Raw genomic sequence first — 15,343 nt, 5'->3', positions numbered from 1 at the left:
GCATAACGTTTTATAAGGAAACTTTTGTGATCCATTTCACTAAGATGCACGGACTGGGTAATGACTTTATGGTCGTTGATGGCGTAACACAAAATGTGTTTTTTTCGCCTGAACAAATTCGCCGTCTTGCCGATCGGAATTTTGGGATTGGTTTTGATCAACTTTTGTTGGTCGAGCCGCCTTATGATCCAGATTTAGATTTCCATTATCGTATTTTTAATGCCGATGGCAGTGAAGTTGAACAGTGTGGTAATGGCGCTCGTTGTTTTGCTCGTTTTGTTCGAAATAAAGGTTTAACGCAAAAGAATAAAATTCGCGTGAGTACTAACTCGGGTAAAATAACTTTACGAATTGAGCGTGATGGTAACGTGACCGTTAATATGGGCGTTCCTGTCATCGAGCCAAGCCAAATTCCATTTAAAGCCAAAAAAAGCGAAAAAACCTATTTATTGCAAACGCCGATGCAAACTTATTTATGCGGTGCCATTTCAATGGGTAATCCACATTGTGTGATTCAAGTCGAAGACGTACAAACGGTTAACGTGGACGAAATTGGCAGTAGCTTGACCCGTCATGAGCGCTTTCCTAAAGGCGTAAATGTTGGTTTTATGCAAGTGATTAACCCTGGGCACATTAAGTTACGTGTCTATGAGCGCGGCGCAGCAGAAACCTTAGCATGTGGTACAGGTGCATGTGCCGCGGCGGCAGTTGGACAATTGCAGGATAAGCTAGACAAACAGGTGAGAGTCGACTTACCTGGTGGCAGCTTAATCATAAATTGGGAAGGCGAGGGTAAGCCGTTATGGATGACCGGACCGGCAGAACATGTATATGATGGACAAATACAACTATGAGTGACATTACCTCAAAAGTCAGTTTGACTAATGTGGCCGCTGACAATACGGTTAGCAGTGAGCAAGCAAAAGATATTAATTCAATTGGACAAGATCTTGGCATCGACATGATGGCGAGCCTGCAACAAGCACCGTTTGATGAAATGTTGATCCGCGAATATTTATTGGATAATCCTGACTTTTTTAATCGTTATCCTGAGTTATTAGTTGCTATGCGTGTACCGCATGCGGAACGTGGCGCGGTATCATTAGTTGAACGTCGACAAGAGCTGTTGCGCCAACGTGTTAGCCAGCTTGAAGAAGAAATTACCTCGCTAATGAATATTGCCACTCATAATGAGAAAATATTCAAATTTAATACCGAATTGTCGTTTAAAATGCTTGCGAGCCAAGATTTAGGTGAGCTGCGTTTAGTGTTGTCAGAAGGATTAAAAAACGAGTTTGGTTTTAGTCATGTCAGGTTAATTACTGTGCACGATATTGACAGCGAATTAGCTAAAATTTGGCGTCATCGCGTCCAAAGTGGTTATTATTTTGGTCGGTTAACTCAATCAGAATCTAAGCGCTTGTTTGGTAGTGAAGTTGGCTCTGTGGCGTTAACTAAATTATCTGATGAAAATGGCCAAGTGATATTTGCTATAGCCAGTAAAGACCCAACGCATTTTCATCCCGATATGGACTCATTGTTATTCAGCCAATTGCGTCGTTTATTAGACCATATGTTGCCGAAAATGTAATCGTTAAGCTATGTGTTTTAAATGAGCATTTTTCAACGATGAAATAGACTTAAATGGCGACGGCCTGAGTCGTTACAATCTGGGAGTACCTTGATGAAGCCAACTGACTGGCAAACGATATTTAGCCAACATTTGTCTTCGGAAAGACAGCTCTCAGCCTATACCGTGCGCAACTACCTGTTTGAATTACGTCGTGTCGAAGACATGTTAGCTGAATCAACTCAACTGATTGAGGTTAGCCGTGATCAGCTGCAATCAGTAATGGCAACATTACACCGTAAAGGGCTGAGTCCCCGATCTTTATCTTTGTGTTTGTCTGCCTTAAAACAGTTCTTTGATTTTTTGCTGCGCGAAGGTGCTGTTACGGTAAACCCGGCACAGACGTTAAGTGCACCTAAACAAAATAAACCCTTACCGAAAAATATGGATGTGGATGCTGTCAGCCATTTATTGTCCATAGAGGGCGATGATCCTTTGAGCTTGCGTGATAAAGCCATTATGGAACTATTTTATTCAAGTGGTTTACGTTTAGCTGAGTTAGCCAGCTTAGATTGCGTTGACATTAAGTTTGATCAAAGCGAAGTTAAAGTGATGGGTAAGGGCAGTAAACAGCGTGTTGTGCCCATTGGCCAAGTGGCATTAACCGCGATCAAAACGTGGTTGAATTGCCGTAACCAGTTACCTTGTGTAGAAGCTGGGGATGCGTTATTTGTTAGCAGCCAAGGCAAGCGATTGTCTCATCGTAGTATTCAAGCGCGTATGGCTAAGTGGGGACAAGATCAAGCCATGGCGGTAAAAGTTCACCCACATAAGTTGCGTCATTCGTTTGCAACTCATATGCTTGAATCAAGCCAAGATTTACGTGCAGTACAAGAGTTACTCGGTCATGCGAACTTATCGACCACACAAATTTACACCAGTTTAGACTTTCAACACCTTGCCAAAGTGTACGATAACGCGCATCCAAGAGCGAAAAAAGACAGGGGGAAATAATGACATTGCAATTGCCTAAAGCTTCGATGATCCAATATCAGCGCCTACAACCTTTTAGCGCGATTAGTTTTGATTTAGACGATACACTCTACAATAATCTTCCTTATGTAATACATGCCAGTGAACAGCTGTTCTCGTTAATAAATCAAATCTATCCTGCCACCACAACATGGGACGCTGCTCAATGGCAGCAACTCAAACATGCACTGTTCAAACTACATCCAGAGTTAGCTCATGATACCAGTGCAGCGCGCTACGCCATGTTACATCAAGGTTTATTACACTTTGGTTATAGTGAGACAGAAGCCAGCCAAGGTGCACAAGATGGCATGACATGTTTTCATCATCATCGTAGTAATTTTACTGTTGATGAGAGCGTGCTGGAGTTACTAGAACGTTTAAGCCAACGTTACCAACTTATTGGTATTACTAATGGTAATGTCGACACCCAGCGCATCGGGTTAGATAAAGTGATGCAGTTTGTGCTACATCCTGGTCATGGGGTTAAAATGAAACCTGCCGCCGACATGTTTAGCCTTGCTTGTCGTCAATTAGATATTAAGCCGTCGGCGTTATTGCATGTGGGCGATCATCCGTTGTCTGATATCGCTGGAGCTAAAATGGCGGGTTGTCAAAGTGCGTGGCTAAACCCATGTATGCAGCAACGGCATAAAAAGGCGCAACCGGTATTACCGCATATCGAGATTAACCAATTGGATTTACTGCTTCAGTTGCTTTAGCTTCAAATCGATACCGGCTTTTAAGCTCATTTGTTCAACTTGCTCACGGCTCGCATGCATATCGGCATCGCCCACTCGAAAATAGGTACCGCTGTAAGGATCGGTGCCAACATAGATGGGCCTGAGTTTTACATCCACGCAGGGCACATGGATACGAATCAGCTTTTTAGCCATAATTTCAATAATTTGTACGTCGGTAGGCGCTAAAATATTGTGACTGATTTTTTTGGGGTCATGTAAAATTGCCCAAATTTCACTGAGCATCGGCATCGGATTAATAATTCCCTCAATCGTAAAGTCACCTTGCTGCTCTTTTACCCCTAAAATAATTTCCCCGCCTAAGGTGTTGGCAAAAGCGCTGTAGCTTTCCCACATACCTTCGGGCAACATTCCATTACCATCTCTTCCACCTGCTAACTTAAATTCAACTTGGGCAGATTCATGTAAGTTTGCAATGTCATCTAAGGCAAAGGTTGGGTAATGATGAGGCGACATTTAGGCTCCATATTGAGGTACGTAAAACTCATTATGTACTGTATGAAGTTTCGCAAAAAAAAGGAAGCAAATCCGTAAGGATGATCTCGAAGTTGCTTCAAAATGGGGAACCAAGGAGGATTATAGTGCTAAAGCTTTTGGGAATAATAAAGTGTTCTCAATCTCTATATGAGTTTGCAAGTCGGCATCAAATTCAGCCAAGGTGCGATAACATGTTTGCCATGTATGGCAGACACCTGCAGGTGGTGTGTAGTTATTGGTTAAGTTTCGAATGGTTTGCAACATGTGGTCTGCGTTATCGTGTTCATGCAACATCATGTTGATAGGGTTACTAATATGACCAAAGCATCCATCAACGGTTTTGCCTAAGCTGATCGATTTAATCGCCGGAAATAAAATGCGTTCTTCTTTCATTAAATGCGGCATTAATTCGGCAATTAACTCATTAACCGCATGCGCCAGAGGCTTTATCTCGCTGTGATCATCACCGTGTGCGCGGACCATTTTATCTGTGTATTCCACTAATAATGGGGCGGTTTCACGAATGTATTGATGATGAGTCGCTTCAATATGATCTATCAAATCAATTAATGATAAGTGCTGTAATGCGGGTGCTGCTTGTTCGGTTAACATGGCAATTCCAAAGGTGCACATAATTTACATGTATTTTATGTGCATCTTTAACAATGCTCAATTTATTCACCACTAATCTGTTAGCTAACTCACACATTAATCGAAAATTGATGCATTATTGAGTGCAAGACTCGCCTTGCGCCAATGTGCTTAGCAGTACTTTTGAACTGACTTTTTGTTGCTGTAGCATACCGCCGACTCTTAATAAGCTACCTTGCCAACACACTAACCCACGGTGATCCATGCTTGGCTGCGATAGTGTCTGCGGTGTGAGCCATTGCTTAGTAGCCAAGTCGAATCGATAATCATACGAGCTTGCCTCGCTAGGTTCACCGTTATAACCAATACCTGAATAGTTATACGGATTATCACTTCCGCCTAAAAATACAATTTGGCCACCAGTTGCTGTTTTAATCCCGGTAGCAGCCATGCGGTAATGTGCTGTAGCAGTTGCAGCAGCGTTTGATTTGGCAGTGTTCGATTCGGCTATGTTTGCTATTGATGGGCTGAGGCTTGATTCAGTTATTGTAGATTTACTTGCGTTGATGTTAGCCGCGACAGAGTAATGTGGCAGTAATTGCCAATCAATTCGTAAATGATTATCTGGATTGACCTCACCATATAAACACACGGGTGATGCTTGGTAACTGCGGCGCGAGTTGATATTAGCTTGTACTTTTACGCCGTCGCATAACACCAGCTGATTACCTACCATTCCTACTGCTTGACCAAATACAGCCGGTGCTGGTATTGGGCTTGCTTGAGCCCAAGTATTGGTCTGGGTGTCATACACTTGGACTAAATTGACGTTGCCGTCGTTGTGCCAGCCGCCAAATAAATAAATGTATCGCTGTTGGTACGTTGCTGCAGTGGTGTCATCAACGGCCACTGGCATGTCCGCAATACGAGTATATTGATTGGTCTTAATCGAGTATTGGTAATTATCAATTGTGCTAATTTCGTCATGATTTTCGGCCACGGTATAACCGCCAAACACATACGCCTTATCGTTAATACCTATGGCAATTGACGCCAATCTGCCCGCTAAAGGCGCGATGTTAGGGACATCTGCAATTGACTTCCACTGTGCATTTTTTTCTGTAAGTGATAACGCCCAAGCATGATTGTGTACCGCGAGATGGTTTTTCTCTGGGGCTAGCCCCATAAAACTGAGTAAATAGCTTTTGTTGTTACTGTGTACCAATGCGATGGCATTATTACTCACAGGTTGGGGCATAGTGGCAATTGATGTGTTTTGCAGTGGTGCGGCATCAACTGTAGTAATACACAAAGCCCCGATGAGTACTAATGATTGAATAACACTAGAAGTACCTTTTAATGACGATAGTATCGATGTCATCACTGGCGGTAATGAAGCGTTGTGCATGGGTTAATCCTTAAGTGCGAAGTCAGTAATGTATGCAAAAAGCAGATATTATCTCGGTTAATGTTTAATCCCAATCCCGACGCAGATAACGAATAATTTATTCACCCTTATTCGTGAGGCACCACAACATTCTGGTCTAATTCGGGGATTTTTACGTGAGTGAATTTTGTATTGCATTAGCTGTTTTGTGAATAGTATTCACCGTTAACGAGTGAGATTGCAACAAGCCAGAGTAACAAAAATAATAGAATCATTGTGATGTATTTTTACATAAAACTGCCATGCAGTAGTTGACGTTATTTTATAGCGTAAACGTGCAATTTTGCTTGTATGTGCTGTTTTTTATCATGAATTAATACAACATCATTCGCCATAGTGTCTCAAACACCGTTGATCATCAAACTGCTTACAGCATGTTAACGTTATATTGAGTCAAACTACCGCTATAAAAAATACCCGTTTTGTTTGTTTAGGTTAAGCCGAGTTTTACCAACCGTATTCCCTGAAACGCTCACAGCGGGTATTATCAAGTTAAATCCATCATTGCTCATTATTTACTGTAACGTTATCTTAAATATGAGTCGGTTACCCCCTGAAACCATTTAGTCGTAGGTTTTACTTTGTCATTAGAAAATTCAGTTAACTTTATCCCTCATAGTTGGTTTGGGCATTTGTATCAGCGTGACGTAAATGCGATCAAATTGACGCAAGAGGGGATGACTTTTATGCCTAGCCAAGGCCGATTTTTAGCAAGATTTAGGCATACCAATAAACAGCTTATTATGGGGCAATTATCATGGCAGCAATTAGATCATCCGCCACTATTTAGTGCCAGTTTACTCGGTAACTTACTGAGTTTTAGGGCCGCTGGTGCTCATTATCAAATTCCATTTTTAAGTTATTTGGCTAAATCTCATTTTAAGCAACAGGTCGAAATACTCTGGGCTTTATCTCATCAAAAATCGCTGTGCGATTTCATATTACGAGTTGAAAAAGCCATATCAAGCCGGTATTTACGCCAGTCATTAGTAGACAAAATGCGCGCTAGAATTGAACGTGAGTACTTTCGCTGGTTCCCTTGGAGTGAAGGGGCAGAGCTACCCGCTAATATACGTACCGCATTAACTCAATTACACGATTTTTATCACTGGAATAAAGCGGATGTAGAGCACTTACGTGAAAGCTATATTCAATCACAGTTGCTTGCATTTGCAGACTTTTTTGATCATGTTGAGTCAAATCCACTAACCAATAAACAGCGTCGAGCATGTATTATCGATGATGATAGTAATCTGCTGCTCGCGGGCGCTGGAACGGGGAAAACCAGCGTAATGGTGGGCCGAGCAGGTTATCTAGTGAATAGTGGTCAAGCTCAAGCTAATGACATTCTATTGCTTGCTTATGGCAAAAAAGCCGCCATGGAAATGGATCTGCGAATTAAACATAAGCTGGGCAGTGATGATATTAAGGCCAGTACTTTTCACAGTTTAGGCCTGAAAATTATTGCCGATGTTGAAGGTGTGAAACCTAGCTTATCAGCGTGGGTAAATGATGAACCCGCCAAAGACAAATGGGTGCATGATAGATTAGAAGTTTTGATTAAAAATGAATCTTATCGTAAACAACTTTTTGACTATTTCAGTCGTTATTATTACGTTGAAAAAAGCCCATTCGAATTTTCAACACAAGGTGAGTATTTTGAATATTTAAATGATAACGACATTCGCTCATTGAAAGGTGAAAGGGTCAAAAGTTTTGGTGAGTTGCATATCGCCAATTGGTTGTTTACCAATGGCATTGAATATCAATATGAAGCCAAGTATGAATTTGATGTCAGCACGGTTGATTTTCGCCAGTATCAAGCTGATTTTTATCTACCTGAATATGAGGTTTATATTGAATATTATGGCATTGATGAAGCCAATAATACGGCTCCTTTTATCGATCAAGCTGCATATTTAGCATCAATGGAATGGAAACGGCAGTTACATCATCAGCGCCAAACCAACTGCATCGAATTATTTTATTATCAGCACAAGAAAAGTCAGTTAATTAATAAGCTTGAAAAAGCTTTAACGGTATTTAAGGTTAACTACTCACCTTTACCCGATGAAGCGATATTGGCAACTCTTTATGAACTGGGACGAGTCACTGAGCTGGCAAAATTGTTTAGCCAGCTCATTGGCTTATACAAAGCAGCTTGTATTGACGAGGCCGGGCTGGAAAAGGTATTTGCCAATGCTGCTGATGCTACCCAAACGCGTAAAGCATTTGAATTACTCCAACCCATTTTACAGCAGTATCAACAGTATTTATCTGCTCACGGTGATATCGACTTTGAGGACATGATAGCCAAAGCGCTCGCATACCTGCAAAGTGGTCAATATGTCAGCCCATGGCGATATATCATGGTCGATGAGTTTCAAGATATTTCAGAACCCAGAGCACGTTTAGTGCGAGCCTTGCGAGATTCGCGCACGAAAAAAGGTAACAGCGATACTTCATTATTTTGTGTTGGTGACGATTGGCAGGCTATTTATCGCTTTAGTGGTGCGGATGTCCGTTTGACGACTCAATTTAAACGTTATTTTGGCCATGCCAGCGAAACGCATTTGGATCTTACTTTTAGATTTAATAACCTTATCGGTGAAGTGGCTAGCGCTTTTGTGAGTAAAAATCCGCATCAACTCAACAAAGATATCCATTCATTGGTACAAGTTGCCAAGCCTGCTGTATCAATACTTCGTCGTGGTACCAATGAGGGCGCAACTAAAGATGAGCCGAGTAACAACGCATTAGAGCAAGCCTTAAATGCTCTGTCCGTCCGCGTTACTCAAGCTGTTGATAAGCTTAAAGCTAAACCGACAGTATACTTACTGGCACGTTTCTGGTTTCAGTTGCCAGATAAAGACATGTTGCGTCAGTTAACGGCTAAATACCCGATGTTCGTGATTGAGTGTTTATCGTTTCATGCTTCAAAAGGTAAAGAGGCCGATTATGTGGTGATCATGGGAATGACCCAAGGCATACATGGATTTCCGTCGAAAAAAATAACGCCACCTTTACTTGATGCGTTTTTACCTAAAGCTGAAAATTTTGAGTTTGCAGAAGAACGGCGTTTATTTTATGTCGCGCTAACCCGTGCAAAGCACCGAGTTTACGTTATCGCCGATATGACCAATGTGAGCCCATTTATTGTGGAACTGATCCAACAAGATTATGCCGTTGAACAACAAGAATTTAGTACGTCTTTAGTGCAATCCTTGTTCGAACAAATTAACTGTGTCCGATGTACAACTGGGATATTAAAACCACGAGTGGGCAAGTTCACATCATTCTTTTCTTGCTCACACTTTCCATTATGCGATCACAAAGAAACAGGCTGTGACGAATGCGGCAGTCCGATGACACGCAAACGTTTTGTCGGTTTCAAGGTATGCCTCAATGACAGTTGTGCCCATATGGCGCCGCTATGTAACGTCTGTGGCGGTGATATGAGCTTAAGAGAAAGTGCTAGAGGGGCTTTTTGGGGCTGCAAAAATTATCGGGGTAACAACGTGCCTAGTTGTAGCAATACCATTAATACAGCCAAAATATCTCCGCAACAGGTGCAGTAGTCATTAGACATGAATGACCGTTTCTACTCGTATTTAACACTTGCTGATAAGTGGTGTGTTACTACGAGTGTAACTGATAAAACAAAACGGGCTTATCATTACTGATAAGCCCGTTTCATTACAATCACTTAGACGCGAGTCTTAGTTCATGCCATATTTCTTTAATTTCTTACGTAAAGTACCACGGTTGATACCTAACATATTAGCAGCGCGCGTTTGGTTGCCACGAGTGTGTTGCATGATGATGTCTAGTAAAGGTGCTTCAACTTCGCACAATACCATTTCATATACTTCAGAAGCTTCCTGACCGTCTAACTGAGAGAAGAAGTTAGTTACGGCACGTTTAACTGCGTCACGTAATAACTGCGGCTTGATAGTGCCGTTTGCTGTTTCGATTTTGCCTACGGTAAGCTGGTGAACTTCTGTGTTAGTTGTCTGATCAAACATTCTATTCTGCTCTTTATTAAATTCTAAACTAATTCATCAAAATAACATTCTACGAGGGAATGTTGCTGGGCAGCGGTTTCAAGCCGATTGAAGTCAGCACGAAATTGGCGCTGTTCCTCATGGTTTAGGTACCACCCGACATGCTTTCTAGCAAATCGGACACCTTTGTATTCGCCATATAAGTCATAAAGTTTCTTAAGGTGTTCAAGCATCACACTGCGTTGCTCTTCTGCCTTAATTGGCGCTAACTTTTTACCTGTTTCCAGATAATGTAGGATTTCTTTAAAAATCCAAGGCCGTCCTTGTGCACCTCTTCCTATCATCAGGGCATCGGCGCCAGTGTAGTCAAGTACAAACTTGGCTTTCTCTGGTGTGTCGATGTCCCCGTTAGCGACAACAGGAATTGAGACATTCTGTTTAATTGCTTTAATGGTGTCGTACTCGGCAAAGCCTTTGTACATGCATTGTCTGGTTCGGCCGTGAACGGCGAGCGAGACAATGCCACAATCTTCAGCAATTTGGGCTATTTCAACACCATTACGATGTTCAGGCTCCCAACCCGTGCGTATCTTTAACGTTACTGGCACATCTACTACAGCAACCACAGCTTGTAAAATCTCTTTTACTAAGCTGGGGCTTTGCATTAACGCAGAACCAGCAAATTTTTTATTCACTTTCTTTGCAGGACAGCCCATATTGATATCAATGATGTGCGCACCTTGTTCAACGTTGAACTTAGCGGCATTGGCCATTAAATCAGGATCTGCACCTGCTATTTGTACGGAGCGTATTCCTTCTTCACCAGAATGCATCATGCGCTGGCGGCTTTTGTCGCTGTCCCAAACGTCGGGATTCGATGAAAGCATTTCTGATACGGCTAAAGCTGCGCCATAGCGTAAACAGAGATTTCGGAAGGCCTGATCGGTGACACCTGCCATTGGTGCCACAATCAGCTGATTAGACAGTTGATACGGGCCAATTTGCATTTCGGACTTCACCTTGCTCTCCAAAGGGGCGCTATAGTAGCCCTTTTTTACGGCCGTGAAAAGGTCAATAAATGACCTAAATGCAACTTTTTTGCTTGACTTTTATTAGCCGTCACATCTTTGACTAATAAATGGCGTTTTTTGGCCATTTTTGAGCACTGGTGCGTGTTGTAGAGAGATGTTTTCCTATATACAAGTGTCAATTATGAATGTTAACAACCTGTAAACGAGAATTTACGCACTCAATTAGCTCGTAATATAGCCAATTGTTGAGTGCGTTTTAGGCTTGCGAGCTGACTACTTGCGTATTCCTGTTAAGCGACTCCAGTCTTCTTTGTTGCTTACTGGATCCATGATGAACCATTGGCTGTAGAAGTCGGATACTTCTTGTGCTTGTTCTTGCAATAAACCCGATAGCGCCAGTTTGCCACCTATTTTGACTTTCTCAGCTATCAAAGGTGCTAACTCTTTTAACGGACCAGCAAGAATATTAGCGACTAATACGTCTGCTTGTAAGTTGGCTGGTTGATTTTCTGGTAAATATAGGGCCAATTTATCAACTACATCGTTACGTTCAGCATTGGCTTTTGAAGCGTCAATAGCCTGATAATCAATATCAACACCGGTCACTTTTTTGGCGCCGAGTTTAATGGCGGCAATAGCCAAAATACCTGAGCCACAACCAAAATCGATGACTTCTTGGTTTGATAAATCAAGGCTGTCTAACCATTCTAAACATAAGGCGGTGGTAGGGTGAGTACCTGTACCAAACGCTAAACCTGGATCGAGAATGACGTTAACAGCGGTCGGGTCAGGAATTTCACGCCAGCTAGGGCAAATCCATAAGCGTGAACCAAATTGGATTGGGTGGAAGCTGTCCATCCATTCGCGGATCCAGTCTTTATCTTCGACTTGTTCAATTTTATGATTAAAACCTTTGCCTAAAAATGGCATTGATTCTAAAAACTCGATTGTTGGTGCTAAGTCAGTACCCGCATCAAATAATGCAATCATTACGGTATCTTGCCACAGTGGTGTTTCACCTAATTTTGGTTCGAAAATAGGCTCGTCTTGGCCATCTTCATAGGTGATGGAAAGTGAACCTTGATCCATTAATAAGTCACCAAGCAAGTCGGCGTTATCGCGATGTGTGTGAATGCGTAATTGGATCCAAGCCATGGGATTTTCCTAACTATGGTAAAAGTAATATCAAATTGGCGCTTATTATACCCAAGTTATTTTAAGATGCTCGTTTAGGTGAGAGTTTATTGGTTTTTTGCTCGGTTAAGATTGACCATTTACGGTCTCGTTTATATTAAAAATCGCGTAGGATATTGCTGATGATTAGAAAACAGGTGAGTCAGTTGCGTTAAACTTGATCTGTCCTAGTCGCGGTCATATCACTCCGGTCATGTTGTTATTACGCGATAAGTTACGTCAATATTGCCAGTAATTATTACCATAAAGCCACATTTTTAGATAAAATACTCGATTGTTTTATCTACCGAAAACTCGTTTCGATATTGAGTTAACTATCAGTATTATTTAAGTTTTTATTTGCTAGTTTGTGTGACCCACTTCTAACTCCCGCTTAATAATAGGTGAACATTATCACGGTTTGATTATTGTTCATTGCCGCTATTCAAAAACTCTTGATATGGTCAATACTTGTGATTGTGTATAACAGGATATGATGATTTATGGCTGCGAATTCTTTGCAAACGAAAGTCGACAGGGCGGTAAATACCGATAAAGGTTTTGCTCACCCTCTTTGGGCTGCTCGTGCAGATAAACTACAAAGTTTGTCTGGTGTATTACTGGGGCTTTTTCTAGTGATGCATTTGCATTTTGAGTCGAGTATTTTGTTTGGCAAAGAAGCTTTCTACCAAGTAGCACAGTTTCTAGAAGGTGGCATTTTCAGTGAAACTGGCCATGGCTATCCTCTGGTAACAAAAATTTTTTCCTGCTTTATGTTATTGATTCTGCTGATCCATGCGGTATTTGCATTACGGCGATTTCCTACTCAATTAGGGCAATGGCGAGCCTTACGAAATCAAATGCGTTTTTTACCCCATGAAGATACCAAAATTTGGTTTTGGCAAATGATCACTGGTTTTTTATTGTTCTTCCTCGTACCAACGCACTTATTCACCATGATCACCAACCCTGAAATAGGCCCACATCTTTCGGCTGAACGGGTGTATCACCTCAATGCTTGGGCTTTATATATCCTGCTATTACCTGTTGTAGCAGTGCATGCCGTATTTGGTTTATATCGCGTCGTGGTGAAATGGGGCTTGGTTGAGCAACGTTTTGCTATGCTCAAATTTGCCAAGGTGTTGCTAGTGTATTTAATGGTGCTAGGTGTGGCGAGTTTGCTGACGTATATTTTTATTGGCCGCTCTTTAGCATTACCTGTAGTGCCATATGTGTCGATGTTGTAAGGAATTAACATGAAAATTATTTATACCGACACCTTGGTGGTTGGTGCCGGACTAGCAGGATTAAGAGTCGCGATAGCCTCAAAAGAGCGCGGTCTCGATACCTTGGTGTTATCGCTGGTTCCCGCTAAGCGATCACACTCTGTAGCTGCCCAAGGTGGTATGCAAGCCAGTTTAGCCAATACCATAAAAGGTGAAGGTGATGATGAAGATATCCATTTTCAAGATACGGTTAAAGGTTCCGATTGGGGCTGCGATCAAGATGTTGCTCGAATGTTTGCTCACTGTGCACCCAAAGCGGTAAGAGAGTTAGCTCAATGGGGCGTTCCTTGGACACGAATAACTAAAGGCGATAGACAAGTAATTGTTAACGCTGAAAAAGTCACCATTACCGAGGCCGAAGCGGCTCATGGACTCATCAATGCGCGTGATTTTGGTGGTACCAAAAAGTGGCGTACTTGCTATACCGCAGACGGTGCAGGTCATTCTTTATTGTATGCTGTCGATAATAAAGCCATTTCGTTAGGTATTCCAGTGCATGAACGGATGGAAGCATTATCGCTTATTCATGATGGTGAACGTTGCCACGGTGTAATCGCTCGCTGTTTAATTACGGGGGAATTACGCGCTTACATTGCTAAATCGACCACTATTGCCACAGGCGGATACGGACGAATCTATTCTGTATCAACCAATGCCGTTATTTGTGAGGGGATTGGCCAAGCGTTGGCGCTAGATACCGGTGTCGCGACACTAGGAAATATGGAAGCGGTACAATTTCATCCTACGGCTATCGTTCCAGTGGGGATTTTAACTACCGAAGGCTGTCGTGGTGATGGTGGTGTGCTGCGCGATAAAGACGGTTACCGCTTTATGCCCGACTATGAACCAGAGAAAAAAGAACTGGCTTCGCGAGATGTTGTGTCTCGTAGAATGACCGAACATATGCGCAAAGGAAAAGGCGTAAATAGCCCTTATGGGCCGCATTTATGGCTGGATATTACCTTATTAGGTCAAAAGCACATTGATACCAATTTGCGTGAAGTTAAAGAGATTTGTGAAAACTTTTTAGGTATTGATCCGGTTAAAGATTGGATCCCAGTTCGACCTACACAACATTATTCTATGGGCGGTATTCGTACTAAAGCCAATGGCGAAAGCCCGCAATTATCAGGGCTGTTTAGTGTTGGAGAGGCTGCTTGTTGGGATATGCACGGCTTTAATAGACTCGGTGGCAACTCCCTCGCAGAAACGGTGGTTGGTGGAATGATTATCGGTAAGTATGTTGCTGACTTTGGTGAGCAAACTAGTTTAGTCGTTGATACTGATTTAATCGCCCAGTTTGGTAAGCAGTTACAAACAGAAGTTGATCAGCTTATTGAGGGTGAAGGAACAGAAGATCCATTTAAACTTAAAGCTTCAATGCAAAAAATTATGATGGACTACGTCGGGATTTTCCGCAATGGGCCTGAACTTGAAGTGGCTGTTAACCAATTAACCGAACTGCTTGAACGTTCGAAAAACCTCGGCTTAAAGTGTAAAAAACGCCACGCTAACCCTGAATTAGTTGAGGCGTTACGCGTCAAACGGATGTTGAAAGTTGCTGTGACCGTTGCATGCGGGGCGCTTGCTCGTACCGAAAGTCGAGGCGCGCATTCTCGCGAAGATTTTCCACAGCGTAATGACCAAGACTGGTTGAACCGTACCTTAACAAGTTGGCCAGATGCTAATAGTTTACGACCAGAAATGAGTTATGAAGCTCTTGATGTGATGCGAATGGAATTGCCGCCTGGTTATCGAGGCTATGGTGTTGATAATGCGATTGCTCATCCTGATACCCAAAAACGTCAGCAACAGGTTGAAGCTATTTTAGCTGAATTAGGTGACGATGCAGATAGGTATGCCAAGCAAGCGGCATTAATGCCTTTTGAGCTACCTGAAGAATATCAACCACGTAATCAGCGCTTCACTGATACTGTAGCCAAAACCGACGCTGAGTCTGGAGAAAAGTAA

General features: G+C 42.2%; 13 protein-coding genes. 7 read left to right on the top strand and 6 right to left on the bottom strand.

Going from position 1 to position 15,343, the window contains the following annotated elements; all coding sequences use genetic code 11:
* Nucleotides 1–26 precede the first annotated feature (26 nt).
* The 4 genes from dapF (at nt 27) to EGC86_RS14920 (ending at nt 3,324) form a co-directional block, all read left to right on the top strand.
* A complete protein-coding gene (gene dapF, locus EGC86_RS14935) occupies nt 27–854 on the top strand; it encodes a diaminopimelate epimerase (RefSeq protein ID WP_011635934.1) in 828 nt (275 codons plus the stop codon).
* A gap of 110 nt (nt 855–964) precedes the next feature.
* Nucleotides 965–1,591 (top strand): DUF484 family protein, encoded by a 627-nt coding sequence (locus EGC86_RS14930; RefSeq protein ID WP_207893048.1) that lies wholly within the window; start codon nt 965–967, stop codon nt 1,589–1,591.
* Between the two features lie 93 nt (nt 1,592–1,684).
* Nucleotides 1,685–2,584 (top strand): tyrosine recombinase XerC, encoded by a 900-nt coding sequence (gene xerC / locus EGC86_RS14925; protein ID WP_123778075.1) that lies wholly within the window; start codon nt 1,685–1,687, stop codon nt 2,582–2,584.
* Nucleotides 2,584–3,324 carry an HAD-IA family hydrolase gene (locus EGC86_RS14920; protein ID WP_011635937.1) on the top strand — a complete coding sequence of 247 codons (741 nt, stop codon included), beginning with the start codon at nt 2,584–2,586 and terminating at the stop codon, nt 3,322–3,324. Before xerC ends, EGC86_RS14920 begins: the two co-directional genes overlap by 1 nt.
* On the opposite strand, the gene EGC86_RS14915 is transcribed toward EGC86_RS14920, so the two are convergent.
* The 3 genes from EGC86_RS14915 to EGC86_RS14905 all read right to left on the bottom strand — a co-directional run bounded on the left by EGC86_RS14915 (nt 3,304) and on the right by EGC86_RS14905 (nt 5,839).
* A complete protein-coding gene (locus tag EGC86_RS14915) occupies nt 3,304–3,819 on the bottom strand; it encodes an AlbA family DNA-binding domain-containing protein (RefSeq protein ID WP_011635938.1) in 516 nt (171 codons plus the stop codon). The two genes, EGC86_RS14920 and EGC86_RS14915, sit on opposite strands and share 21 nt — an antisense overlap.
* A gap of 120 nt (nt 3,820–3,939) precedes the next feature.
* The gene (locus EGC86_RS14910; RefSeq protein WP_049763507.1) at nt 3,940–4,452 is read right to left on the bottom strand and encodes a hemerythrin domain-containing protein; all 513 of its coding nucleotides are present in this window, start codon (nt 4,450–4,452) and stop codon (nt 3,940–3,942) included.
* Nucleotides 4,453–4,567: 115 nt separating this feature from the next.
* Entirely contained in the window at nt 4,568–5,839 is a 1,272-nt protein-coding gene (locus EGC86_RS14905; RefSeq protein ID WP_123778074.1) for a Kelch repeat-containing protein, read from the bottom strand.
* A gap of 620 nt (nt 5,840–6,459) precedes the next feature.
* Between EGC86_RS14905 and EGC86_RS14900 the strand changes: the two genes are divergently transcribed.
* Nucleotides 6,460–9,456 carry a UvrD-helicase domain-containing protein gene (locus EGC86_RS14900; protein ID WP_123778073.1) on the top strand — a complete coding sequence of 999 codons (2,997 nt, stop codon included), beginning with the start codon at nt 6,460–6,462 and terminating at the stop codon, nt 9,454–9,456.
* 141 nt (nt 9,457–9,597) lie between these two features.
* On the opposite strand, the gene fis is transcribed toward EGC86_RS14900, so the two are convergent.
* The 3 genes from fis to prmA all read right to left on the bottom strand — a co-directional run bounded on the left by fis (nt 9,598) and on the right by prmA (nt 12,068).
* Nucleotides 9,598–9,903, bottom strand: a complete 306-nt coding sequence (fis, locus tag EGC86_RS14895) for a DNA-binding transcriptional regulator Fis (RefSeq protein WP_011635942.1) — start codon at nt 9,901–9,903, stop codon at nt 9,598–9,600.
* 23 nt (nt 9,904–9,926) lie between these two features.
* Nucleotides 9,927–10,889 (bottom strand): tRNA dihydrouridine synthase DusB, encoded by a 963-nt coding sequence (gene dusB / locus EGC86_RS14890; protein WP_123778086.1) that lies wholly within the window; start codon nt 10,887–10,889, stop codon nt 9,927–9,929.
* 297 nt (nt 10,890–11,186) lie between these two features.
* Nucleotides 11,187–12,068 (bottom strand): 50S ribosomal protein L11 methyltransferase, encoded by an 882-nt coding sequence (prmA, locus tag EGC86_RS14885; RefSeq protein ID WP_123778072.1) that lies wholly within the window; start codon nt 12,066–12,068, stop codon nt 11,187–11,189.
* A gap of 521 nt (nt 12,069–12,589) precedes the next feature.
* On the opposite strand from prmA, the gene EGC86_RS14880 reads away from it, so the two are divergent.
* Together EGC86_RS14880 and EGC86_RS14875 are read left to right on the top strand one after the other, a co-directional pair.
* Nucleotides 12,590–13,333: a fumarate reductase cytochrome b subunit gene (locus tag EGC86_RS14880; protein ID WP_011635945.1), complete on the top strand. Its 744-nt coding sequence runs from the start codon at nt 12,590–12,592 to the stop codon at nt 13,331–13,333.
* Between the two features lie 9 nt (nt 13,334–13,342).
* Nucleotides 13,343–15,343 (top strand): fumarate reductase flavoprotein subunit, encoded by a 2,001-nt coding sequence (locus tag EGC86_RS14875; RefSeq protein WP_123778071.1) that lies wholly within the window; start codon nt 13,343–13,345, stop codon nt 15,341–15,343.

Origin of the sequence: Shewanella frigidimarina (assembly GCF_003797125.1) — a bacterium.
Classification (GTDB): Bacteria; Pseudomonadota; Gammaproteobacteria; order Enterobacterales; family Shewanellaceae; genus Shewanella; species Shewanella frigidimarina.
This window is presented reverse-complemented; position numbering and strand designations above follow the sequence as displayed.